The sequence below is a fragment of the Kitasatospora sp. NPDC058046 genome, from assembly GCF_042885595.1.
In the GTDB taxonomy this organism is placed as follows: Bacteria; Actinomycetota; Actinomycetes; order Streptomycetales; family Streptomycetaceae; genus Kitasatospora.
Genome location: NZ_JBHVRS010000001.1, coordinates 484,136 through 507,298 on the forward strand (window position 1 = coordinate 484,136; position 23,163 = coordinate 507,298).

Below are 23,163 nucleotides of genomic sequence, written 5' to 3' on the forward strand. Positions count from 1 at the left end.
AGCCGCTACGGTGGCGGGCATGGCCGCAGAACGAGACCTCGCGACGCTGCTGCGCGGCATGAGCCCGCAGCTCAACCCCGGGCGGTACGTCTACTGCACGCTCCCCGCCCGGGTGCCCGCCGGCATGCGGCCGGTGGTGACCGTCGCCGAACCCGAGGGGGTCACGATGGTGATCGCCCAGGAGGAGGCGGACGCGCTCGGGCTGCGCTACGAGTACGTGGCGGCCTGGATCACCCTGCGGATCCACTCGGCGCTGGAGGCCGTCGGACTGACCGCCGCCGTGTCCGGCCGGCTCGCCGAGGAGGGCATCAGCTGCAACGTGGTGGCCGGCTTCCACCACGACCACCTGTTCGTCGCCGCCGCCGACGCCGACCGCGCCGTCCGCGCCCTGGAGGACCTCGCCGCCGGCTCCGCCTGAGCCCCCGCCCGCCCCCTCCGGGTGGCCGCCGCCGACCGGGCCTTCGACACTGGGAGACGAGCCGCCCCGCCGGGGTCGGCCCCACCGGAAGGAGACGGCCGCCATGGCCATCTGCGTCACCTGCGGCAACGACTACTGGCTGGCCTTCGAGATCAGGACGGTCACCGGCGACACCTACACCTTCGACAGCTTCGAGTGCGCGATGGAGAAGCTCGCCCCACGCTGCGAACAGTGCGACGTCCGCATCGTCGGCCACGGCGTCGAAGTCGCCGGCATGTTCTTCTGCTGCGCCAACTGCGCCCGCGTCAACGGCGGCCTCGGCGACCAGATCCGCGACGCGGTCGGCGCCCGCCCCGCCTGACCGGCGGGCGGGAAAGGGGGCGGAAGAGTCGGCCTGTACGCCGGGTCCTCCCGACGGTCCACCCTCCAGCCGTGTCCCGCCTGGCCGCAACAGGAGGGCCCGCGATGCGCGAAGGCCCCCGACCGCCGCTTCCCGCACCGGCCGAGGGGCCTTTGGCCGCTCAAGGACGTAGGAGTCGGTCTGTACGCCCGGTTCCGACTCCCAAGGTCGTCCCAGCGCCGGTCAGCGGAGAGCGAACGGCTCTCGGGGCCGACGGCCGGGCAGGATGACGCTGCGGATCAGGCCTCCTCCGGCCCGAGCTTCCGCAGGTACTCGTCGATCGCCTTGCCGATCGCCGATCCGAGCCCGACCGGCACGGCGTTGCCGATCTGACGGGCGATCTGAATCTTGGAACCGTGCCAGACGAAATCCCTGGGGAAGCCCTGGATCAACGCCGCCTCGTAGTGGGTGATCGGTCGGTCCGCCACCGGGTGCAGGTAGCGCCCCTTCTCCGGCTTGTAGAACTCGGTGCGGATGGTCACCGAGGGCCGGTCGGCGTGCAGCCGTCCCATCACATCGCCCGAACCGTTGTTGTGCCGGTCCCAGCTCTCCGTCGAGAGCGGGATCTCCTCTCCGTCGATGACGGCGGTCTTGTTCCGCAGGTTCTTACGGTTGCCTCCGGCCGGAATAGCGGCGTACCGCGCGATCGAGAGCGGGCGCGGTTCCCGGCCGATGTGCAGTTCGGTGGTCCGGTACGGCCCCGGCACACCGCCGTCCGCCGCCGCTCGATCGGGCAGGTCGATCCCGTCCACGGTCTTGGCGACGTGGTCGAAAACGGCTTCCTGAACCGTGCGCCAGAGCGGGCGGCCCGTGAGGTCCGGCTCCCGGACGTGGGTGGCCGGCGGATGGCTCAGAGGCCGCTTGCCGGGGTGTCGTCGGATCACGTCCTTGCGGGTGCCGATCACGATGGTCCGGCGGCGCGCCTGGGGCACCCCGTAGTCGGCCGCGTTGAGCACGGCGGGGACGATCTCGTAGTCCCCCAGCCGATCGTCGTCGAGCGCCCTCTGCAGGTCGGCGAACTGGGGCGAGCGCATGAAGCGGTCGACGTTCTCGATGATGAAGATCTTCGGTCGGACCAGCCCGACAACGCGCACGTACTCCTTCCACAGAAGGTTGCGCGGATCGTCCGGGTCCTCCTTTCCCAGGCCCGAGAAACCCTGGCAGGGCGGACCCCCCACGATCACGTCGGCGCTCAGTACCTCCTGGGGAGGCAACCAACCGGTGATGTCGACGTTGTCGACGTGCCCACCGAAGTTCGCCGCGTAGGTCGCCGCGGCCGCGGGATCGTGCTCGACCGCCGCAATGCTGCGGAACGGGCTGTGCTCCGCGCCTTCCGGCCGGTAGCTCTTCGTGAGTCCTGCGGTGAACCCTCCCGCACCTGCGAAAAGATCCACCACCGTGAGCTCACGGGCGGAGCCGTCGTGGTCGGCGAGGTCAGAGTCACAGATGGGCATGGTGTCGGATTCTACTTTGCGATCAAGGCGGTCGGCCCGCCGTACGGGTGTTCCCGCGTCTGCTGGGACGGTCACGCTCGCGGTCCGAGTACCGCGAGCAGGCTGCGGCCCAACGCCTCGGCCACCACCGGCGGAACCGCCTGGCTGATCTGCCGGTAGACGGACGTCTTCCCGCCCTGAACCTTCCAGTTGGCCGGAAGCCCTTGCAGGAGTGCCACCTGCTCCAGGGTAAGTCGCAGCAGTCCACCGCGCGGAGGGGCCTCCCGATCCAGAACGAAGTCGGCGGCGGGTGGCTCGTCCCCCAGACTCCCCCCGTACACGCCCAAACGGGCCCACATGGCCTTGGACCGCGACGGGCCGAGATCGGCGCCCCCGCGCCCCGTCGCGCCCCCCACGATCAGCGGCGCGGGAACATTCGCCCCGGCGGCCCACTCCGCGGCGTGGGGCCACCCACCGGCGGCCATGGACGGCAGCAGTGTTTCGCCCAGCGTGGGCCGATGACCGGGAAGCGGGGCGGGCCAGGTGAAGCGCGCCATGTCGTTTGCACTCATGGCCACCGCGAAGCCGTGCCCCCTGAGCTGTGGCACGCCGAAGTCCACCGCCTGGAGCTCACCCTTCTCGACCACGTAGCCGAGCTCCTCCGCAGCGGCGAGAACCTTGGCCCGGGCCTCCTCGAACTTGGGCTTCTCCACGAAGTCGGGGATGTTCTCCAACACCAGAATGCGCGGTCGGACGGCTACGGCCACGGCCAACGCACCCACGAGCACGTCGCGGGGGTCGCTGGTCGCCTGCTGTCGACCGGCCGACGTGTACGGGGAGCGGGGCAACCCGCACACCATGACATCGACGTTGCCGCGGAAAACGGAGTGTTCCGGTCCAAGGTGTTGGAGATCGCCTGTCAACACCTGCCAGCCCGGTCGATTGGTCCTGAGCGTGTCACAGCTGTCCGCGTCGATCTCGACCGCCGCGGCGATCTCGAACCCGGCCCGTTCCAGCCCGAGCGCCATGCCTCCGACTCCGGCACAGAGATCGATCACCGTCAACGGGGCGTCCTCCGCCACGGTGCCGCCCACGGCCGAACCCGTAGGTCCCGCCCCGCCCGTGTCGGGGCCCTCGATCGCGCGCACCGCGTCCAGCGACGGACGCTGGGCCGGAATCGGGACCGGAGGCTCCGGCTCACGCCCCATGTCCCGGCCCGTGACCGTCGCCAGCGACTCCTGGACGAGGGTTCGCAGCTCCTCGTCGAGCTCCTTCTCGTCGAGGGCGTCGAAGGAAACGAACGCGCGCAGTCGCAGGATGCGCTTCAGAAAGTCTCGGAAGACATGTCGATCGGCGACCTCCTCGTCCGGGATGTCGAACTCCTGCCACACCCGAAGGATCCCGCAGACGAGGTGCGAGCTGGCGCCGATAGATGTCCGCCGGGCGAAGACCTGGTCGAAGGCCTCCTCCCCGAGCACCGAGAGCGCGTCGTAGAGGTCGTCCGGGTCGAGCCGCTCGCCACCCACCAGATGGGCCCGCCACCAGAGGCGCCCAAAAACGTGACGGGTGATGTCGCGGCCGGTGACGCGTCTCGGGTTGAACCCGGGGAAACGCCACGCGGCCACGTCCGGCATCACGACAAGGGAGAGGAACGCCCACAGCTGCGGGGACAGGGCCTCGGCGGGGATGATCCCCGCGTCCTTGTAGAGAAGTCGCGCCACCTCCGTGTCGAAGCGCGCCGCCGCCCGCCGGGCCGGCGGCCTGTCGGACTGCGCCGGGAAACCGTTCTCGGCGGCCACGGCGACGACCGCTTCCCGCAGTGCCGCCAGCCGGTCCGCGGGGAGGCGCCGTCCTCCGGTCGCGGCGTAGTACATGGCGGGGTGGGACACGGCGGCGCGGGTCCGGAGCTCTTCGACCGTCCGGTCCTTGAGCTCCACGCACAACCCGTCGACGGCGGCCGGCAGCAGCTGCGGCATCAGGAAGGCCATCAGGACTCCTTCGCGAAAAGCCGGACGGCGCTCTGGACGCGTGCGGAGAACAGGGAGGGGTCGTTCTCATACACCTTGCGGAGGCCCTCCAAGGAGGTGTCGGGGAAATAGGTGTGGACGATCCCGAGCAACAGGTGCCCGAGCGTGTCCGGTTCGTATCGCCAGTCCTCACGGAGCTCCGGGTTCCGGACCGCGTGCTCGACAAGAAGACGGACCACATCCGCCCTCAATGCCGAGTGGACAGGGCGGTCGGCCGGTGTCGGCTGATCGGCCCTCCTCATGGCTTCGAGCACCGACGGCGTCCCGCTGTTGACCAGCAGGACCATCGCGCCCATGGCGGCCGCCCTGGGGTCCGGCCCGATCGACAGCAGCCACGGGGCGTCCTCCGGATAACCCGCATGCTTGAAGTCGACCACCGACATGGGGAACTGGGAGTCGTCCCCCTGCAACCTGACCTGGGCCTCGTCCCGCCAGAGGATCGACCCGGCGCGGCCGGCGGTCCAGAGGGACGTCGTGTTCACCCGCGAAGTCAGGACGAGTTGGGTGTCCAACACCAGCACCCCACCGCTCTCCCGGCCGTACACGGTGAAGGAGACGGGTACCACCGTCGTCCCCACGGCCGGCAGCGTGACGCGATGTGCCCGCACTCTCAGCCCGGAGCCGGAGGAACTCCAGACGGCCACCAACGTCAGCTCCGCCTCGACGGGGAGTCCGGTGGACCGGCGAACCGCGTCGACGTCGATGCGCACCTCGCGTTCGAGGCGGAGGTCGTACTGGTAGTCCCAGTCCGGGATGAACGCCGGGAGCGGCCCGCGTCCCTCCCCGTCCAAGCGGACCGACCAGTCGTCCGCGGACACCTCGCCGTTCTGCGGCCGCCGGTAGGGGAACACCTGACGGCTCATGCGGACACCTCCCTGAACCCGGCTTCGAGTGTCACCTGCATCACGGTGTCGGGCGCCGGCCTGACCAGGAGGGACCAGACCTTCCCGTCCCCGCCTTCCGCTTGCAGGGTTCTCGTGGTCGCGAAGTCACCCGCGTCGGACGTCCAGCCCATCACCTCGGGTACCGCCGCACCCTCCGGTGGCGAGTCCTCCCGGCCGCCTCCCCCCAGGGTGACGCCGAGAACCGCCTTCACCTCATACGGTCCGGAGTCCGGCAGCTGGAAACGCTGGACCACCACCGGACGCCCTTCGAAGATGTCAGGGAACGGGTCGTCCAGGTGCCGGACCCGGGCACCACGCCTACCGGACCGATTCACCGTCGTGTCCGATGGGCCTTTCGCCATCGAGCCGGCCGGCGCCGTACCGGACCGCTCCCCCGGCTGGCGAATCCCATCGGGCGAGCCGAACACGGCCGCGCCCCCTTGTCCTGCGGCGCCGACCATGAGGCCCGACATCAACCGGCTCATGCGGGCGAGCGAGACGCCGTCGCCGGACTCCACGCCCTGCGCTCGCGGGGCGGCCGCGTCCTTCATTTCGCGCTTGATCTCGCGCATGGCCCATCCGGCCAGACGGTACTCGTCCCCGCTCAGCTTCTCGACCAGCCAGTCGTCGTGGGTGGCCGGCTCGCTGGCCGCGAAGACGCGGTCCATTGCGGAGTCCGCTCGGAAGACCGCCGCGTACCCCATCGCCTCATCCGTGGGCGCGGGCCCTTCGAGGTACTTCACGACCAGATCGACGGGCCGCATCAGACATGCGTGGTGCACCCGCCCGACGATGCCGGCCTCCCTCGCCGGTTCAGGCGGCTCACCGAACGGTGAGATCAACGGCTTGAGTCCGAAGGTGCCCAGGACCCGGCCGAGGCTTCGGTGCTCGATCGTCCTGTCCATCGAGCGGAACGCGTGCACGAAGGGCCCCAGGTGCGGGACCGCGGCCGGATCGGACACCGGCACCGTGGTGCCGTCGTGCACCACGGAGAGACGAAGCGGCGGCTTGCCGTCGGCACCGGGAAGCATCTTGGGCCACAGGTTCCAGACCATGGCATCGGCGATCCACCGCATCGCCTCGGCCGCGGTGCGGCTTCCGAAATCGGGGTCGACGATCGCGACCGTCGTCCCGGTCGCGTCATCGGGGAACGGGTGCAGGCCGAGTTCCCGGGCTACGGTGTCGGCCGCTTCCCCGGTCAGCGGCTCGACGTACGACACGCCTGTCTGGTCTCCTCGGTCCCGAACCTCGCCCCAGTAGTGGCGCCCGGTGAAGGATCGGGGACCGAGAACGGTCTCCGTGGTGTACCGCTCGTGCAGCGCCCACCCGATGAGGCGGGTCTCGATCCGCTTCCCGATCCGACAGCGGGTGTGAACGAGCACGGTGTGTGCGGCGGACGCGAGGTGGAAGACCACCCGGCCCGCGCCGTACGTACCGCCCCGGCCCTCCGCGTCCTGGGAGTCGCCGACGTTCCTCACGAACGCGACGAAGTCCGAGGCCTCCTCCGACACCTCGTCGGCCCGGGTCGGGCCGCCGAGGCCCTTGGTGCCGAGATCCGTGACCATGAGCATCCTCGGTGCCGAACGGTGGAGGGACGCCCGCAGCGGGAGATGAGCGGGCGTCGGCGCGTCGCGTTCGAGCAACGCGCGCCACGCCGGCGCCTCGGCCGGGCCGAGCGTCCGCAGTTCGATCCTGAAGTCGACCGGCCCGTCCCCGATCCGGGCGTCCCAGCTGTTCTGGGCCGACTCCCGCACCAGCAGGGTCAGGTGATCGAGTTCCGTCGCATCGAGCCGACGCAGCAGCAGGGACCCGCCGTTCCCACCGCCCGGTCCGTGCTGCTCCGAGAACCATCGCGGCACCGTCGTCACGCGTCCCGCCCCATTCGTGTCAGCAGCTCGTCGACGACGCCGGGCTCCAGCGGCTCCGCACGCACCCCGACCAGGTCGACCATGTATCCGACATCCGACACGCCTTCGGGTACGCCGTCGACGAGCGAGCCCACCGTCAACCGCGGGAACGTTTCATCGACCGTGTACCACCGACTCTCCACCAACCGAAGACGGCGGTCGGCTTGCGGGTCGCCCAAGCCCGACCGGTAACCCGCGCTCAGCAGCCTGGTCATGAACCCGGACTCGTCGTCACAGAGGTCGCGCACCCGCTGGACCCGTTCCTTCAGGGTCTCTCCGTCGACACGCTCCTCGAACCTGTGCCAGCCCAGCAGAAGATCGCCGCCGTCTGGCTCCTCGAGCTGGTCCAGTCCGTGCACATGGACGGTTCTCCGCTCCGAGGCGTCGATCGTGCTCTTCACCTCGACGGCGTGGCGTCCGTCGGTGAAGTCGTGGCGTTGCCCGTCGGGGCCCGCCCAGAGTCGAACGGCCCCCGGATCGATCGTGAGAAGTCGCTCCAGGACTGTCAGTTCACCATGCAACCCGACGAGCTGTTCGCGGCTGAGCATCCTCGGGACCCCGGCGAACAACCGGCGCCAGCGGTCCACGACCGCGAGGGCCGTCCGGTACGGGCGCGAACCATCCGCTTCCAGGGCGAGCAGGACGTCCTTGCACAGACCGGTGAAGACGTCGTCAAGCTCCCGGAGCGCACAGGTGATGTCGGCGTACCGCCCGTACGCGTCATCGTCCTGCAGCGGCCGTTCGAATATGCGCAGAGCCGCTCCGGCCCCACTGCCGGCCACGCTCTGACGGCGCTGCAGAGGCACCAGGAGGTGTCGGAATCCGTGACCGTCCACTGCCGCCAACAGACGCCCCTGTTCCGTGTCGACCGGCAACTCCGAGGTCCGGACGACATCGACACCACCGGCGGGACCGGCACCGAGGGCCGCCCAGTGTTCCTCGAGAATCCTCTGAAGGCCTCCGTCCGTCATCAGCCCTGCTCCTCGTAGAGCACGGCCGAGAGGTCCTCCTCCGGCAGCGCGTCCAGGTCGTCGTCCTGCACGACACCGGAGAGGTCCGCGCTGTACCAGTCCACCCTGGTGTCCTCGCCACGCGGCACGGGGAACACCATGCCCACACCGATCACATGGTCGACGGCGTCCAGCGGGAGACGCTTCTTGCGCCTGGTCGGCGAAACCCGGTCTATCGGGTAGAGGACGAGCAGCCCGGTGTCCGGCAGCTGGGTCTGCCTGAGCTGCTTGAGCACGTCCTCGGTGACCTTCCCGCCGGACCAGCCCTCGAGGTCCAGGTCGATACCGGCGTCGATCGGATTCATCAGGGTCTTGATGTCCGCGGTCGCCGGATCGGCCGTGATCTGCCGCGCGCGAACGATCCGGTCGACGGCGATGCCCTCGACGAACTCGTAGAGCATGTCCGACGAACCGCTCGGGGCGTTGCCCACCACCGCGACGTTCCAGCGGCGCAGACCTCCTCCGTTACTGGCCCGGGTGCGCTTCTCGATGTACTCCCGCAGCAGCTTCGTGTCGCAGTCCATCGACTTCTCATGGAATCGGTACTCGTTCAGGAACCTGAGGACCAGGCCGTGCGAGACGTCCCTCAGCACGTGCCTACCGGGCCGGCCGTGAACCGTGTGGTCCTCGTGCCGCGCACCGTCGAGCTTCAACGCGTCACGGAGCAGCCCGCTGGCGGCCTCCTGGTTGGCCCGTAGCCAGGCCGCGTCGTGCGTGTGGAAGTACCGGGTCTGAATGCGCTGACCGCCGTACGACGAACTCGCCTTGATCGCGTCGCGCATCTTCGCGGCTGCGGTGATCCTCAGCGAAGGGTGACTGCGCAGGCGGACCGCGAAGGTCTCCGGCGTCTTGTCCTCGACGAGGAAGCGGTCGATGTCACGCCGCATCTCCGCCTCGACCATCGCGATGTGCCGGAACGAGTCGCGCAGGTCGTCCGTCATCCACACGCGCGGCAGGTCCGCATAGCCGTTGCGGAAACCGAACCAACGCCCCATCTGGAGGAGCGTGTCGTACGTGGACGCACCACGCACGAAGTAGCTGACGATCAGGCCCTCCAGAGTCAGGCCGCGGGAGAGGGTGTTCCCTCCGACCGCGATCGCCGTGACCGGACCGTTCTCGTAGTCGAGGCGCTCAAGGCTCGTGGAGTTGTCCAGAATGATCCGGCACTCCGCGAGAACCGCGGGCAGGTGTTCCAGGAGCTCGTCGAACGAGGTCTCCGTTTCGTCGAACTCGCCCGCGTCCACACGGCAGGTCTCGCTCCCCCACAGGCTGCGCAGCTCGCCGAGTGCGGCCGTGTCCCGGTGCTCGACCAGCGCGGCGACCTCCTCCCGGAAGTCCTCCAGCGGAGCCTTGAAGCTCTCGTGCACAGCGGTGCCGACACTGGTGTGGACGAGCATCGTGGAATGGCGGTTCCCCGTGCCGCGGAAGCGGCGGGCGGCGGTCGCGAGCCAGAAGTAGAGAACGGAATCGCGCAGGGCCCCCTCGATCTCGGGAACGAATCCGTCGATCTCGTCGCGTCCCGGCCGAACCAGGGGGATCTCCTCGTACGGGACCGTACGAATCATGTCGTAGCCGTCCGGAACGTCCTCCGGGTCCTCCCCGTCGATCGGCTGCCGGCCGAACAGCACCTCGGTCCCGAAGTGCCCCTTCGGCTTCGGCAGGTTGACGATGAAATCCTTGGGATAGAGGTCCCCGGCGGCCGGGTCGATCAGCAGGTTCGCGAACGGGGTGGCCGTGTAGCCCACATAGCCGCCACGAGGGAAGAGGTCGATGATCTCCCGGATCAACGGGTTCGTCGTCTTGGAGGCGACACTGGCCTGGTCCGCCTCGTCGTCGATGATGAGCGTGGGGCACGTCTTCAGATAGTCGGGCGCCTGCTCAAGCCAGCTCCTGAGCTTCTTCAGTCGGGGGACGTTCTTCTTCACCACGCAGAGCACGTGCTGCCCGTTGCTCTGGGCGAAGAAGGCAGCCGGATTGCCGTGCGGTTCGAAGTCGCCTTCCGCCTTGGTCAGCGTGTGCCACTGATCCAGCACCGGATCCACCAGCTGGTCCTGAAGCCTCAGCTGGGTCTGCCTGCGCAGTCCGTTGTGCATGCCGGCCAGAACAATGAAGAACTTGTATCCGACGTCTGCCGCCTTGGCGATCAGCGCCGTGAAGTTGGTGGTCTTCCCGGACTGGACGTATCCAACGACCAGTCCGCGAGTGGAGAACGACTTCTCCAGGGGGTGGTCGAGCATCGAGACCACCTTGGTGGAGGCCTCGTCCAGACTCTGAACGGACTCCTCGTCCCACGCGGTCCGCCCGAGCAGGTTCTGGAGCGCGGGCCAGCAACGGTCACCCTCCTGTGGACCGACGTACCAGGTCTCACGGTTGTTGCGGACCACGGAGCCGGGCTGACGCATGTCCCGCACCTTGATGGTCTCCTGCTGGTGCCGTTCGGCGATGCGCCTGACCAGTTCCTCACTCATCCCGAAGAGCCTGATCGTGCTCAGGGCCTGCTCGGGCGTCTTCTGCTTGATCAGCTGTTTAAACGCCTCGTACTGCAGATCGAACTCGTTCATTGCGCCGCCCGGCTCCCCTGTACAGCTGATTCGTCCACGCCCCACCCAAGGCACGACGGCGATGCGAGCGCCCCGGCCATGGATCGATCGCGAAAACAGTACAGGCAATCACCGTTTCGACCGCCTCCTGTTCACCACTCGGCCCTCACGATGGGACCGAGTGTCCGTGGCAGGGTCCTAGGCTGGCCCTTGCAGCCGGGCCTTCAAAGGCCACACACGTGCCTGACAGGCGGAGAACGGGACTGATCAGGATGAACGCCACGGATTCGCGGACCGACCCCGCACGGTCACTGAGCCGGGCCGAGCGATCACGCGAGCAGGATCGTGCAGCCGGGGGCTCGGAAGCCCGATTGGTGGACATCGGAGGTGGCCGGCTACGGCCTGCGAGTGTCGTCCTCACCACATCGCCCCGGACGGGCACCACCCGCGCGGGTCTGCGCTGGTCCGTCGACGGCCGCACGCGCAGCGTCCGGCTCGGCGTCGTCGACCGTCGTACCCGTGGCGCCAACCTGCGCGAGGGATGGCGTCTTGCCCGGGAGGCCGGACTCCTGGTCGACGTCGCCAAGCAGGGTGTCGCCTCCTGGGCGTCCTCGCCCGGGACCCGGCGTTCCATGCGCTCGAACAAGGGCAGGGACACGACCCCGGAGCTTCGGCTTCGCTCGCTGCTGCACGCCGAGGGACTCCGTTACCGCGTGTCGGCGCGGCCCCTGCCCGACCTTAGGCGAACAGCCGACCTGGTCTTCCCGAAGACGAAGGTCGCCGTGTTCGTCGACGGCTGCTTCTGGCACGGCTGCCCGGACCACGGCACCCGGCCCTCGGCCAACAGCTCGTTCTGGGAGAAGAAGCTCAACCGCACCCGGGAACGCGATGCGGAGACCAACGAGGCCCTGAAGGCTGCCGGGTGGACGGTGGTCCGGATCTGGGAGCACGTCCCGCCGGACACGGCCGCCGAAGCGGTCAGGACCGCGGTCGGCGCCCGCCCCGCCTGACCGGCGGGCGGGAAAGGGGGCGGAAGAGTCGGCCTGTACGCCGGGTTCTGTCTCCCGGGTTGCTTGCGCGGCCCGGGGAGGCGGCCATCCATCTAGGGCTGCCGTTGCCGACAGCCTCGTGCGGTCCACCCGCGGACTCGGGCGAGCAGCCTTCAATCGTCCGCGCACGGCGCCCGAGGGCGCCGATCTTGACCTTGCTCCAGGTGGGGTTTACCTAGCCGGCCGGGTCACCCCGGTCGCTGGTGGTCTCTTACACCACCGTTTCACCCTTACCCACCACGAAAAGCGGTGGGCGGTCTGTTTTCTGTGGCACTGTCCCGCGGGTCACCCCGGGTGGGCGTTACCCACCACCCTGCTCTGTGGAGCCCGGACGTTCCTCGGCGGGTCTGGGACCCGTCGCGACCGCCCGGCCGGCTCTTCCGCCGTAGTGGTCATCGTAGCCGCTCGGGCGGCGCCTCCCGTACACCGGACCGGACGGCCGGCGCCTCGGCGCCGAGGCGGGCGGCCACCCGGGCCGCCGTCACGCTCGCCCGGGCGGTGGTGGTGGCCAGGCCGAGGGCGAGGACGGCGCCGCCGAGGCCGACCAGGATCCACCAGCCGGCGTGGCTGGCCGGGGCGAAACCGGTCGCGACCGGTCCGACCACGGCCGCGGTGACGACCGTACCGATCACCGCCACGCCCAGCGACTGGCCGACCTGACGGCTGGTCGAGGCGACCGCCGCCGCCACGCCCGCCTGGGCGCGCGGCATCCCCGCGACGGCGGCGTTGGTGATCGGCGCGTTCACCATGCCGAAGCCGAAGCCGAACAGCGCGTACGCGACCAGCAGCAGGGCCGGCGGGGAGTCGGCGGCGAGCCGGGTGAGCAGCAGCCCGCTCGCGGCGAGGCCGATCCCGGCCGCGACCAGCGGCAGGCGCGGGCCCCGGCCGGCGACGATCCGTCCGGACAGCGGCGCGCAGACCAGCATCATCCCGGCCATCGGCAGCGTCCACAGGCCGGCCTCGACCGGGCTGTAGTGCCGGACGTCCTGGAGGTAGAGGGTGCTGAGGAAGAGGAAGCCGCCGAGCGCGGCGAACGCGCAGACCGCGGTGACGGCGGCGCCGGTGAACGGCACGCTGGCGAAGAACCGGGGGTCCACCAGCGGCTCGGCCACCCGCCGCTCCCAGAGCGGGAAGGCGACCAGCGCGGCCAGCGCGGTCGCGGCCAGGGTGAGGATCAGCGGGGAGGTCCAGCCGTTGGCCGGGCCCTCGATGATCGCGGCGGTGCCGCAGCCGAGCAGCACGATCATCAGCAGCTGCCCCACCGGGTCCAGCCGGCGCGGCCGGGGGGCGCGGGACTCCGGGACGTAGCGGGCGGTCAGCGCGATGGCGGCGAGCGCCACCGGGACGTTGATCAGGAAGATCGACGGCCAGCCCGCGCCGTCCACCAGGAAGCCGCCGAGCAGCGGGCCGAGCGCCATCGAGATGCCGACCACGCCGCCCCAGACGCCGATCGCCCGGGCCCGCTCCTTCGGGTCGGTGAAGGTGTTGGTGATGATCGACATCGCCACCGGGTTGAGCATCGAGCCGCCCACCGCCTGGAGCGCCCGGAACGCCACCAGCCAGCCCAGGCTCGGCGCCTGGCTGCACAGCAGCGAGCCGAGCGCGAAGCAGACCAGGCCGGTCTGGAACACCCGGCGGCGGCCGAAGCGGTCGGCCACCGAGCCGAACAGCATCAGCAGCGAGGCCAGCACCAGGGTGTAGGCGTCGATGATCCACTGCAGCCCGGACGCCGGGGCGTCCAGGTCCCGCTGGATCACCGGCAGGGCGATGTTCACCACGGTGTTGTCGAGGCCGACGATGAACAGGCTCAGGCAGCAGATCGCCAGGACGAGCAGACGGCGGCGGCGCCCGAGCGCGGGCCCGGGGGCGGGCGCGGCTGCGGCGGCGCGGGGCTGGGGGGCGGGCACGGGACCGATCCTCCCACCGCGGGGCGGGCCTGGGCGGGTGAGCCGCGCGTCCGGGTGGCGGGTGGCGTAATCCAGGTGGCACGGGGACGCGGCCCGCTAGACCGCCGTGAAGCGGACGGTCCGGGTGGCCGGGTCGGCCGTCGTCAGCCGGACGTCGATCACCCGGCCGAGCGGCAGCCCGTCCGCGGCCGTGTCGCAGCGGGCCCGGACGGCCGGGTCGCGCAGCTGGACGGTGCCGGAGCCGGGCCGCCGCTCGTCCACGTCGATGACCACGGCGGCGAAGTCCTCGCCCTCCCGGCCCGCGAGCAGTTCCGCCTCCACCAGGTCCACGCAGGCCCGTTCGACCTCCGCGGCGCGGCGGTCCCCGCCCGCCATCAGCGCCGGGACGGCCGGCAGCGCCTCGCGCACCCACTCCGGCACGTCCTCGCCCGCCGCCACCGCCGCGCACACCTCCTGGGCGAAGCGGTCGCCGAGGCGGCGCAGCGGCGCGGTGCAGTGCGCGTACGGGGCGGCGAGCGCGGCGTGGTCCGGCTCGGCGGGGGCGGGCAGGCCGCAGGACTCGTCGAAGGCGTGGTAGCCGGCGCCGCGCAGCAGGCCCGTACAGGCGTTGAGGAAGGCGGCGTTGAGCGGGACGTCCGGGTCGAGGGAACGGATCAGCTCGGGGTACGGGACGGCCTGCGGCCAGTCCACGTCCAGGGCGGCGGCGATCCGGCGCAGCCGCTCGTACCCGGTGGCAGGCGCGGCGGGCAGGGTGCGCAGCAGGCCGACGCCGGCGTCGAGCATCAGGTCGGCCGCGGCCATGCCGGTGAGCAGGGAGATCTGGGCGTTCCAGCCGTCGGCGGGGCCGGGGGCGCGGTAGCCGAGGACGTAGCCGTGCAGGGTCTCCTCGACCTCCTGTTCGGGCACCGGCAGGCTGATCCCGCCGCGGGCGCGCTCCTGCTCCTCGCGCAGCCGTCCGACGGTCGCGAACAGGGCGAGCTGCTCGTCGGCGCCGCCGAGGTCCACCGCGCGCTCGACCGCGGCGTAGTCCAGCCGGCGGTGCGAGCGGACCAGGGCGCGGCGCAGGTCGGCGAGGACGACGGCGCCGTCGGCGTCCAGGTCCAGCTGCCAGAGCAGGGCCGGGCGGGGCTCGCCGGGCAGCAGGCTGGCGGCGTCCTCGGAGATCCGGGTGGGGTGCAGCGGGACGCGGTGGTCGGGGAAGTAGAGGGTCTCGACCCGGCGGCGGGCCTCGGTGTCGATCGCGCCGCCGGGGTGGACGAAGGCGGCGACGTCGGCGATCGCGTAGTGCACCCGGTAGCCGCCGCCGGGCCGGTGGGCGAGGTGCACGGCCTGGTCGAGGTCGCGGGAGCCGGGCGGGTCGACCGTGAACAGCGGCAGGTCGGTGGCGTCGTACTCCGGCAGCCGGGGGCGCTCGGCCGCCTCCTCCGCCTCGGCGAGCACGGCCCGCGGCCACTCGGTGTGGACCTCCAGGCGGGTGCGGAGCTCGGTCAGCTCGGTGTTGATCCGGGCGGAGTCGGCGGCCTTGACGCGCAGTTTTCGGCGAGGCATGCACGCCAGGGTAGAGCGGGGCCGGGCGGTTCCGGGCCAGGCTCTGCCCGGGGGCGGCGTAAGCACTCGTACGGTGGGGGCAAGTGGCCGTGCACGAAGGGGGTTTGGGCGATGGGTGCGGTGAAGGTGGCCGGGGGTGCGGTGGCTGCGGTGCTGGGGGCGACGGGGGCGCTGCACGCGGTGTGGGCGGTGACGCCGTGGCCGCTGGGGTCGGCGGAGGAGTTCGCGGACGTCGTGGTGGGGCAGGGCGAGGGGGTGCCGCCGGTGGGCGCGTGCCTGGCGGTGGCGGGGGCGCTGGGGGCGGGGGCGTACCTGGTGGGGGCGGAGGCCGGGGTGCTGCCGCAGGTGGGGCCGCGGCGGCTGCGACGGGCCGGGGTGCGGGTGGTGGCGGGGGTGCTGCTGGCGCGCGGGGTGGCCGGGCCGGTGGTGTTCGGCCGGGTGAGTGAGCGTTCGGAGCGGTTCCGGCGGCTGAACGTGCGGTACTACTCGCCGCTCTGTGTGGCGCTGGGGGCCGGGGCGGCCGCAGTAGGGTTGCGGGGTTCGTCCGCCACAGATTGTTGAGGAGTCCGCTGTGCTGGTGCTGTTGCCGCCCTCGGAGGGCAAGGCCGGGTCCGGGGACGGCGGGCCGGTGGCGCTGGAGCGGCTGTCGCTGCCGGGGCTGACGGCAGCGCGCGGCGCGGTGCTGGACGCGCTGGTGGGCCTGTGCCGGGGTGACGAGGACGCCGCCTCCGAGGTGCTCGGCCTCTCCCCCGGTCTGCGCGGCGAGGTCGCCAAGAACGCCGGGCTGCCGACGGCGGGTGCCCGTCCGGCGGGCGAGGTGTACACCGGGGTGCTGTTCGACAACCTCGGCCTGGCCACCCTGGACGCCGCCGCGTACGACCGGGCCGAGCGTTCGCTGCTGGTCTTCTCCGGCCTCTGGGGCGCCGTGCGGATCTCCGACCGGATTCCGTCCTACCGCTGCTCGATGGGCGTCAAGCTCCCGCAGCTGGGGGCGCTCGGGGCGTACTGGCGGAGCGCGATGGCCCCCGTGCTCCCCGAGGTCGCGGACGGGCTGGTGCTGGACCTGCGCAGTTCCGCGTACGCGGCGGCCTGGAAGCCGGCCGGCGAGGTGGCCGCCCGGACCGCGACCGTCCGGGTGCTCCAGGAGCGGAACGGCAAGCGCAGCGTGGTCAGCCACTTCAACAAGGCGACGAAGGGGCGGATCGTCCGGGACCTGCTGGCGGCCGGGGCGGAGCCGAAGACCCCCGGCGAGCTGATGGACGCGCTGCTGGAGCTGGGCCACCACGTCGAGCTGGCGGCGGAGGGCACCGCGCGCAAGCCGTGGCAGCTGGACGTGGTGGTCACCGAGGTGCACTGAGCACCCCGGTGACGACGGGCCCTAGCGCAGGTGCGAGGTGTCGTTGAGCAGCCGCACCGAGGCGTTGCCGTCCGCGTAGTACTGGACGGCGCAGATCGAGGCGGCGGACAGCTCCATCCGGTACATCGAGTGCGGCGGGGCGCCGAGCGCCAGCCGGACCAGGGTCTTGATCGGGCTGACGTGCGAGACCACCAGCACGGTCTTCCCCGCGTACCGGGCGAGGATCTTGTCCCGGGCGACGCCGGCCCGGTGGGTGAGCGTGGTGAAGCTCTCGCCGCTGCCGGTCGGCTTGGCCTTGGCGGAGCCGAGCCAGGCGGTCAGGTCGTCGGGGTAGCGCTCCCGCACCTCGGCGAAGGTCAGGCCCTCCCAGGCGCCGAAGTCGACCTCGCGCAGCCCGTCCTCGTACCGGACCTCCAGGCCGAGCCGGGCGGCGACGGTCTCGGCGGTCTGCCGGGTGCGGAGCATCGGGGAGGCGACGACCGCCTGGACGCTGCCCCGCGCGGCCAGTGCCTCGGCGGCCCGCTCGGCCTGCCAGCGGCCCTTGTCGGAGAGCTCCGGGTCGCTGCCGCCGCTGCCGGAGAAACGCTTCTCCGGGGTGAGCGGGGTCTCGCCGTGGCGCAGCAGGACGAAGGTGGTGGGGGTGCCGAGGTCGGCGGGGGCGGCCCAGCCGGCCTTGGGGGCGGCGGTCTCCAGCGGCGGCTCGTCGACGACCGCGGCCGCGGCCTTGGGCTTCGGCTCCCACTGGCGGCCGTCGCGGCCCGCGTCCATCGCCTCGTTGGCCAGCCGGTCGGCGTCCTTGTTCCGCTCGCGCGGGATCCAGGTGTACGTGACCCGGGCGCGCGGGAGGACGGTGCGCGCCTCGGCGGCGAGCGGCTGCATGTCGGGGTGCTTGATCTTCCAGCGCCCGGACATCTGCTCGACGACCAGCTTGGAGTCCATCCGGACGTCCACCGAGGCGTCCGGGTCCAGGTCGCGGGCCGCCCTGAGCCCGGCGATCAGGCCCTTGTACTCGGCCACGTTGTTGGTGGCGTGGCCGATGAACTCGGCGGCTTCGGCGATGATCTGCCCGGTGTCCCCGTCACGGACCACCGCGCCGTAGCCGGCCGGCCCCGGGTTGCCCCGGGACCCGCCGTCGGCCTCGACGATGAAGCGCGCCGCCACCGGATCAGACGCCCGAGTCGGAGGTGCGGACCAGGATCCGCGAGCAGTTCTCGCAGCGGACGACCTTGTCGGCCGGCTCGGCCTTGATGGCGTTCAGCTCGGTGATCGAGAACTCGGTGCGGCAGCCCTCGCAGCGGCGCTGGTAGAGGCGGGCCGCGCCGACGCCGCCCTGGGTCTCGCGCAGCTTGGTGTAGACCTTCAGCAGGTCGGCCGGGATGACGGCGGCGACGGTCTCGCGGTCGCGCTTGACCTTCTCGGCCTCCCCGTCGATCTCGGCGAAGGCGGCGTCGCGGCGGCCCTCGGCCTCGGTGAGGACGACGGTGGAGTGCTCCAGGCGGGCGGACAGCTCCTCGACCCGGCTCTTGGCGCTCTCCTGGCGCTCCATGATCTCCAGCACGACGTCCTCCAGGTCGCCCTGGCGCTTGGCGAGCGAGCCGATCTCGTGCTGGAGGTTCTCCAGGTCCTTCGGCGAGGTGATCGCGCCGGAGTCCAGGCGCTGCTGGTTGCGGGCGGCACGGGAGCGGACCTGCTCGACGTCCTGCTCGGCCTTGGTCAGCTCGCGGGCGGTGTCGCCCTTCTGGGCCTCGGCGGCGACGACGAGGTCCTTGAGCGCGGTGTGGTCGGCGGTGACCTTCTCGATCTCGGCGTGCTCGGGCAGGCTCCGGCGCCGGTGGGCCAGCTGGTCGAGCTTCGAGTCGATGGCCTGGAGGTCGAGCAGGCGGTTCTGGTCGGCGGGCGCGGCGTTCAAGCGGAGAGCTCCTGTGAATCGGGTCAGGCGGTGAAGGACATGGGGGCGTGCGCGGTCCACGGGTCGGTGACCCGGTGGGAGACCTTGGTCTCCACGGCCCAGCCGCGCTTGTCGGCGGCGGCCAGCAGGGCCCGCTCGGCCAGGGTGAGCCAGGGCCACTCGGTGGCCCAGTGGGCGGCGTCGAGCAGCGCGACGGGCGACGCCTCCGCGGCCTCGGAGGCCGGGTGGTGACGCAGGTCGGCGGTCAGGTAGGCGTCCACGCCGGCCGACCGGACGTCGGCCAGGAAGCTGTCGCCCGAGCCGCCGCACACCGCGACCCGGCTGACCAGCCGGTCCGGGTCGCCGGAGACGCGGACGCCGGCGGCGGTGGCGGGCAGGCCCGCCGCCACCTGCGCGGCGAAGGCGGAGAGGGTCAGCGGGGGCTCCAGCAGGCCGATCCGGCCGGTGCCGCGGCGGCCCAGCGGGTCGGTCGGGTCCGGCACCAGCGGGCCGGTCACCCGCAGGCCCACCGCCTCGGCGAGCGCGTCCGAGACGCCGGGGTCGGCGTGGTCGGCGTTGGTGTGGGCGACGTGCAGGGCGATGCCGTTGGTGATCAGCGTGTGCACCACCCGGCCCTTGAAGGTGGTCGCGGCGACGCTGGTGGTGCCGCGCAGGTAGAGGGGGTGGTGGGTGACCACGAGGTCGGCGCCCCACTCCACGGCCTCGTCGACGACCGCCTGGACGGGGTCGACGGCGAAGAGCACGCGGTTGACCTCGGCCTGAGGGTCTCCGCAGACCAGGCCGACGGCGTCCCAGGACTCCGCCCACTGCGGGGGGTAGACCTCTTCGAGCGCGGTGATGACGTCGGACAGTTTCGGCACCTGTCGAGACTACCGTGCGCGCGGGGGCGGTCGGGCCTCGGCCGTACGGCCGGGCGCCGGGGGAACGGTCGCGGCCGGGTCGCGTCGCGCCTGCGGCACCGGCCGACGCCGCCGGTCCGTCGTCGGTCCGTCGTCGGTCCGTCCTCGGTTCGTCGTCGGTCCGTCGTCGACGCGTCGCGGCGGCGTCGGCCGGTGCCTCGCGGCCGTTCGGACAGGGGAGCTGGGGGCGTACGGGTGCACGTCAATCTGCGACGAGAGGCGCCCGGCGGGCCCCGCGCGCTCCGTACGCGGCCGCGCGCCGGTCGTCCGTTACTCACAGCAGGGTTCCCGTACGGGTTCGAAAGCAGGCCTTTGCACCCTTACGAGTGAAGTGACCGGCTCTGCGTTGAGGCTTCGGTTGGCTCGAAAGTAACTTCACTTCTGCGAACAGGAGTTGCCCCGGCGGCGGCCACGACCAGGAGTCGGGCGGTGCCGTGCCGGGCCGGACGGGATCCGGGTGAGCACTCCCGTACCGGGGCGGTACCGCCGCCCCTTCCGGAAGAACCGATCAGGCCGGGCCGCCGCCCGGGTGCCGCGAGCAGTGGGCACCGGGGCGGCGGCCTCGACGAAGGGATGTGGTGGCGAATGGGGGCGGGCACATCGCTGCGTACGGCCGGGGACAGGGGATCGGTGGACCGCGGACCGGGTGCGGCGGGTTCGTGGCCGGAGGCGACGCGGGCGGCACCGGCCGGTGCCGGAGGCCGGGGAGGCGGCGGTGACCGGGAGGTCACCGTCGGCGGCTTCCGGCACACGGCCCGGCCCGCCGGGCGAGGGCCGGTGCCGCCCGCCGTCGGTCCGATCGGCCAGGAGGACTCCGCCGTCCTGGTGCAGGAACGAATCGCCGGGCCTCCGTCGTGCCGCGGCCGGGTCGCTGCCCGGCCGGGGCAGGCCGGCGGCCCGGCCCGCCCCGGCGCCGTGGACCCGTCCGGCAACGCGGGCCCGTCCGGCACCACAGGCCCCTCCGACCCGGCGGGCCCGTCCAGCACCACCGGGGTGAGCGGAGCATGAACGTGGCCACCCGAACCATGACCCAGACGCTGCGCCGGCTGAGCTTCACCTTCGCCGCCGACGGCAGCCACGCCGCCTGCCTCGCCTCCTCCGCCGACAGCGGCTGGTACGTGGAGAGTTGGCGGCTGCCGCAGGACGGCGGACCGGCCGTGCCGACCGCGCTGCCACTGCCCGGCAACCGCGCGGAGAGCCTGCGCTCACAGCTGGTCGCACTGCCGGACGGCTCGGTGCTGACCTGCCGGCACGACGGCGAGCGGCACGACCTGGTCCGCCTCTCGTACGGCGGGAACGGCGCCCTGGAACAGCAGTTGGGCTCGCTGCGGATGACCGGCCTGCGGGTCCTGCCGCTCCCCGCCCAGGCCGGGGCCGACCCGCGGACGCCGGTGGCGGTCGCACTCGGCAGCGACACCCGTCCGGCGACCACCGCCTGGCTGGTGCGCACCGACGGCAGCGAGCCCGAACAGGTCGCCGAGATCCCGGGGTTGCACGGCGGCGGCACCTGGCTGGACCGTACCGGCACGCTGCTCGCGCTGGACCGGGTGAACGCGGGCCTGGTCCGCAGCGTGGTGCTCGACCTGCGCGCCGGCCGCACCTCCCCCCTGCTGGAGATCGGCCCGCAGAGCAACGACCGCCTGGTGCTGTTCGACCCGGACAGCCGGTTCGCGATGGTGCGCAGCGACGCGCCCGGCACCGACCGGCTCGGCTGGGGCGTCCTCGGCGCCGGGGAGCCGCTGCGCTTCCCCGAGTGCCTGCACGTCGCGGGCATGTTCCTGCGGCCGGTCGCCCTGCGGGTCGCGGCGGGCGGCCCCCGGGTCGCGGTGCAGATCGACCACGGCGCGGGCTCGGCACTCGCGCTGTGGCGGCCCTCGGCCGGGCGGCTGGACCCGCTGCCGGTCCCGCCCGGGCGGCTCGGCGCGGTCGGCCACTGGGGCGAGGCGGGGCTGCGCGTGCCGTACTCCTCGCCCGACCACCCGATGGCGCTGGCCACCCTCGACGTCGACACGCTGCTGACGCACGGACCGCTCCCGCCCGTCTCCGGCCCGACGCCGCTCCCGCTCCAACTCGCGCCGCTGGCCTCGGGGTTGCCAGGGCCGTGGCGGGACACCATCCTGCCCTGGCAGCCCGGCGGGGTGCGCCCGGTGCGGACCGAGCCGCCCGGCTGGCGGCTCGACGGCAGCACCCCGCCCGGGGACGGCGGCCGCTGGCATCCCGCGCAGAGCCTCGAACTCGCGGGCCCGGCAGGCCCGTTGGAGGCCGTGGTGTACGGCGGGGACGCCTGGCTGAGCAGCCCGCACCTGGTGCTGGCGCTGCACGGCGGCCCGGCGGACGCCTGGCGGCTGGAGTTCGACCCGACACTGCAGCGGATGGCCGCGGAGGGCCTGGCGGTGGTGGCGCCGAACCAGCGCGGCTCCACCGGCTACGGCGTGGCGCACGCGCTGGCCATCCGGGGCGCCTGGGGCGGTCCCGACCTGGACGACGTCCTGTACCTGCTGGACGGCATCGCGGGCCAGCGCGCCGCCCTCGGCCTGGAGCCGCCGGCCCTCTTCGGGGTCAACTACGGCGCCTTCCTGGCACTGCTGGCGGCCTCGCACGCGCCGGCCGAGCAGGTCGCCCGCTGCGCGGTGGTCGCGCCGTTCCTGTCCGGCGCCCGGCTGCTGGCCGAAGCGGCGCCCCCCGTACGGGCGTTGACCACCCGACTGGGCGGCGGCGAGCAGGTCGCCGACGCCCGCGGACCGCGTGACGTGCTGCAACTGGCGCACCGGCTGAGCGCGCCGCTGCTGGTCGTGCACGGCAACCGGGACGAGGTCGTACCGGTGAGCCAGTCCCGGTCGCTGCGGCACGAGTTGCTGCGGATCGGCCGGGTCGAGGGCGAGGACTTCCGGTACGTCGAGGCGGCCGGCTCCGGGCACGAGGTGCTCGCCGACGAGGGCGCCGCCGTCCTGCACGAGCTGCTGGCCACGTTCCTGCGGACCGGCCGTCCGGGCTGACCCGCCGCCCGGTGCCGTCCCGGACACCAAGCTCGGGCACCGAGCCCAGGCGCCAGGCCCAGACGCCAGCCCCGGGCGGCCTCGACGCCGCGCTAGGCGATCCGAGTGAACTCTCCGCAGGTGGGCGCCACTTGTCGGCCTTGGTACGGACCTGCCCGTCCCCCGCCCCGGCCGTGCTGCCGGACCGGGCGGCCCGTCGTCCGGACGCCGACGCCGAGGAGCGGGTCGAACGGGCCTCCGCCGCGCACACGGGGACACTGATGATCGCCGATGATCGTTGCGCGCCGCATCAGTTCCGCACCGCGGGCGGACCCGGCTGCCGCCGCCGGACGGCGGGCACGGGCCGCCGGGCCGGCCCGGCGGTCTCCGGGCGCCGTCCCCGCGCCACCGCGAGCCGGTCGGCCGCCGGCCCGGGACCAGCGCGGGACTCGCGTCATGATCTCGATAGGATCTCGTCCGTCCCGGCCGTTATGGTGACCGGGGCACGGGCCGCGATCACCGGCTACGGGCGCGCACCGGGCGCCCGATCGGGGACCAGACCGTGCGCCACCGGCGCCGGCCGGGCGCCGATGACCTGCACCCTCCGCACGGAAAAGACGATTCTCATGTCCGACACCCTCACCGACACCACCGGACCCGCGGTTACCGGGACCGACGCCGACGAGAAGACGGCCAAGGACACCGCGTCGCACGGCCGCCACCGCGGTGGCTCCGCCGCCGACGACAGCCCGGAGTCCGACCCGCACGGCCGCCACCGCGCGGCCGGGGCGCTGGGCTGACCGCACCACCACCAGGGCACCGCGTACGAGGGCCCGCCGGGAGGGCACGGACTCCCCCGGCGGGCCCTCGGCTTTCCCGAAGCCTCCGCCCGAAGTCTCC

The 23,163-nt window shown here is 72.5% G+C and carries 18 protein-coding genes and 1 other RNA gene; 7 read left to right on the top strand and 12 right to left on the bottom strand.

Going from position 1 to position 23,163, the window contains the following annotated elements:
* The first annotated feature begins 19 nt into the window (after positions 1–19).
* Together ACFVU7_RS02235 and ACFVU7_RS02240 are read left to right on the top strand one after the other, a co-directional pair.
* Positions 20–418 (top strand): ACT domain-containing protein, encoded by a 399-nt coding sequence (locus ACFVU7_RS02235; RefSeq protein ID WP_074000845.1) that lies wholly within the window; start codon positions 20–22, stop codon positions 416–418.
* Between the two features lie 103 nt (positions 419–521).
* Complete coding sequence (locus tag ACFVU7_RS02240; RefSeq protein WP_049658025.1) at positions 522–779, top strand: hypothetical protein; 258 nt, start codon at positions 522–524, stop codon at positions 777–779.
* A 278-nt stretch (positions 780–1,057) separates the two neighbouring features.
* On the opposite strand, the gene ACFVU7_RS02245 is transcribed toward ACFVU7_RS02240, so the two are convergent.
* The 6 genes from ACFVU7_RS02245 to ACFVU7_RS02270 all read right to left on the bottom strand — a co-directional run bounded on the left by ACFVU7_RS02245 (position 1,058) and on the right by ACFVU7_RS02270 (position 10,694).
* The gene (locus tag ACFVU7_RS02245) at positions 1,058–2,272 is read right to left on the bottom strand and encodes a DNA cytosine methyltransferase (RefSeq protein ID WP_074000844.1); all 1,215 of its coding nucleotides are present in this window, start codon (positions 2,270–2,272) and stop codon (positions 1,058–1,060) included.
* Positions 2,273–2,343: 71 nt separating this feature from the next.
* Positions 2,344–4,239 carry a DUF6339 family protein gene (locus tag ACFVU7_RS02250; RefSeq protein WP_388043873.1) on the bottom strand — a complete coding sequence of 632 codons (1,896 nt, stop codon included), beginning with the start codon at positions 4,237–4,239 and terminating at the stop codon, positions 2,344–2,346.
* Positions 4,239–5,141 carry a hypothetical protein gene (locus ACFVU7_RS02255; protein WP_388043875.1) on the bottom strand — a complete coding sequence of 301 codons (903 nt, stop codon included), beginning with the start codon at positions 5,139–5,141 and terminating at the stop codon, positions 4,239–4,241. The genes ACFVU7_RS02250 and ACFVU7_RS02255 overlap by 1 nt, the downstream gene beginning before the upstream one ends.
* Positions 5,138–7,030, bottom strand: coding sequence for a hypothetical protein (locus ACFVU7_RS02260; RefSeq protein WP_388043878.1), 1,893 nt, complete (start codon positions 7,028–7,030; stop codon positions 5,138–5,140). Before ACFVU7_RS02260 ends, ACFVU7_RS02255 begins: the two co-directional genes overlap by 4 nt.
* Positions 7,027–8,040, bottom strand: coding sequence for a PD-(D/E)XK motif protein (locus ACFVU7_RS02265; protein ID WP_074000842.1), 1,014 nt, complete (start codon positions 8,038–8,040; stop codon positions 7,027–7,029). Before ACFVU7_RS02265 ends, ACFVU7_RS02260 begins: the two co-directional genes overlap by 4 nt.
* Positions 8,040–10,694 (bottom strand): Z1 domain-containing protein, encoded by a 2,655-nt coding sequence (locus ACFVU7_RS02270; protein ID WP_388043880.1) that lies wholly within the window; start codon positions 10,692–10,694, stop codon positions 8,040–8,042. The genes ACFVU7_RS02265 and ACFVU7_RS02270 overlap by 1 nt, the downstream gene beginning before the upstream one ends.
* A gap of 299 nt (positions 10,695–10,993) precedes the next feature.
* Here ACFVU7_RS02270 and ACFVU7_RS02275 point away from each other — a divergent pair, with 299 nt between their 5' ends.
* A complete protein-coding gene (locus ACFVU7_RS02275) occupies positions 10,994–11,629 on the top strand; it encodes a very short patch repair endonuclease (RefSeq protein ID WP_241852711.1) in 636 nt (211 codons plus the stop codon).
* Positions 11,630–11,649: 20 nt separating this feature from the next.
* On the opposite strand, the gene rnpB is transcribed toward ACFVU7_RS02275, so the two are convergent.
* The 3 genes from rnpB to ACFVU7_RS02290 form a co-directional block, all read right to left on the bottom strand.
* Positions 11,650–12,047: RNase P RNA component class A (rnpB, locus tag ACFVU7_RS02280), an RNA gene on the bottom strand.
* 13 nt (positions 12,048–12,060) lie between these two features.
* Positions 12,061–13,575: a DHA2 family efflux MFS transporter permease subunit gene (locus ACFVU7_RS02285; protein ID WP_079271748.1), complete on the bottom strand. Its 1,515-nt coding sequence runs from the start codon at positions 13,573–13,575 to the stop codon at positions 12,061–12,063.
* Between the two features lie 96 nt (positions 13,576–13,671).
* Positions 13,672–15,123 carry an RNB domain-containing ribonuclease gene (locus tag ACFVU7_RS02290; protein ID WP_388043882.1) on the bottom strand — a complete coding sequence of 484 codons (1,452 nt, stop codon included), beginning with the start codon at positions 15,121–15,123 and terminating at the stop codon, positions 13,672–13,674.
* A 111-nt stretch (positions 15,124–15,234) separates the two neighbouring features.
* Here ACFVU7_RS02290 and ACFVU7_RS02295 point away from each other — a divergent pair, with 111 nt between their 5' ends.
* Together ACFVU7_RS02295 and yaaA are read left to right on the top strand one after the other, a co-directional pair.
* Positions 15,235–15,684, top strand: coding sequence for a DUF3995 domain-containing protein (locus ACFVU7_RS02295; RefSeq protein WP_387966169.1), 450 nt, complete (start codon positions 15,235–15,237; stop codon positions 15,682–15,684).
* Positions 15,685–15,694: 10 nt separating this feature from the next.
* Positions 15,695–16,480 carry a peroxide stress protein YaaA gene (yaaA, locus tag ACFVU7_RS02300; protein ID WP_049659172.1) on the top strand — a complete coding sequence of 262 codons (786 nt, stop codon included), beginning with the start codon at positions 15,695–15,697 and terminating at the stop codon, positions 16,478–16,480.
* A gap of 21 nt (positions 16,481–16,501) precedes the next feature.
* Here yaaA and ACFVU7_RS02305 read toward each other — a convergent pair whose 3' ends face one another.
* The 3 genes from ACFVU7_RS02305 to ACFVU7_RS02315 are packed head-to-tail and all read right to left on the bottom strand — an operon-like array spanning position 16,502 to position 19,249.
* Positions 16,502–17,641, bottom strand: a complete 1,140-nt coding sequence (locus tag ACFVU7_RS02305; RefSeq protein ID WP_388043884.1) for a bifunctional RNase H/acid phosphatase — start codon at positions 17,639–17,641, stop codon at positions 16,502–16,504.
* 4 nt (positions 17,642–17,645) lie between these two features.
* A complete protein-coding gene (locus ACFVU7_RS02310; RefSeq protein ID WP_049659174.1) occupies positions 17,646–18,389 on the bottom strand; it encodes a zinc ribbon domain-containing protein in 744 nt (247 codons plus the stop codon).
* Between the two features lie 23 nt (positions 18,390–18,412).
* The gene (locus ACFVU7_RS02315; RefSeq protein WP_388043886.1) at positions 18,413–19,249 is read right to left on the bottom strand and encodes a Nif3-like dinuclear metal center hexameric protein; all 837 of its coding nucleotides are present in this window, start codon (positions 19,247–19,249) and stop codon (positions 18,413–18,415) included.
* Positions 19,250–20,298: 1,049 nt separating this feature from the next.
* Here ACFVU7_RS02315 and ACFVU7_RS02320 point away from each other — a divergent pair.
* Entirely contained in the window at positions 20,299–22,284 is a 1,986-nt protein-coding gene (locus ACFVU7_RS02320; protein ID WP_388043888.1) for an alpha/beta hydrolase family protein, read from the top strand.
* Positions 22,285–22,889: 605 nt separating this feature from the next.
* Entirely contained in the window at positions 22,890–23,063 is a 174-nt protein-coding gene (locus ACFVU7_RS02325; RefSeq protein ID WP_158077660.1) for a hypothetical protein, read from the top strand.
* The last annotated feature ends 100 nt before the right edge of the window (positions 23,064–23,163 follow it).

What these genes read in the sequence shown, in the direction of transcription:
- ACFVU7_RS02235 (WP_074000845.1), top strand. Translation starts at nt 20, where the DNA reads ATGGCCGCAGAACGAGACCTCGCGACGCTGCTGCGCGGCATGAGCCCG.
- ACFVU7_RS02240 (WP_049658025.1), top strand. Translation starts at nt 522, where the DNA reads ATGGCCATCTGCGTCACCTGCGGCAACGACTACTGGCTGGCCTTCGAG.
- ACFVU7_RS02245 (WP_074000844.1), bottom strand. Translation starts at nt 2,272, where the DNA reads ATGCCCATCTGTGACTCTGACCTCGCCGACCACGACGGCTCCGCCCGT.
- ACFVU7_RS02250 (WP_388043873.1), bottom strand. Translation starts at nt 4,239, where the DNA reads ATGGCCTTCCTGATGCCGCAGCTGCTGCCGGCCGCCGTCGACGGGTTG.
- ACFVU7_RS02255 (WP_388043875.1), bottom strand. Translation starts at nt 5,141, where the DNA reads ATGAGCCGTCAGGTGTTCCCCTACCGGCGGCCGCAGAACGGCGAGGTG.
- ACFVU7_RS02265 (WP_074000842.1), bottom strand. Translation starts at nt 8,040, where the DNA reads ATGACGGACGGAGGCCTTCAGAGGATTCTCGAGGAACACTGGGCGGCC.
- ACFVU7_RS02290 (WP_388043882.1), bottom strand. Translation starts at nt 15,123, where the DNA reads ATGCCTCGCCGAAAACTGCGCGTCAAGGCCGCCGACTCCGCCCGGATC.
- ACFVU7_RS02295 (WP_387966169.1), top strand. Translation starts at nt 15,235, where the DNA reads ATGGGTGCGGTGAAGGTGGCCGGGGGTGCGGTGGCTGCGGTGCTGGGG.
- ACFVU7_RS02325 (WP_158077660.1), top strand. Translation starts at nt 22,890, where the DNA reads ATGTCCGACACCCTCACCGACACCACCGGACCCGCGGTTACCGGGACC.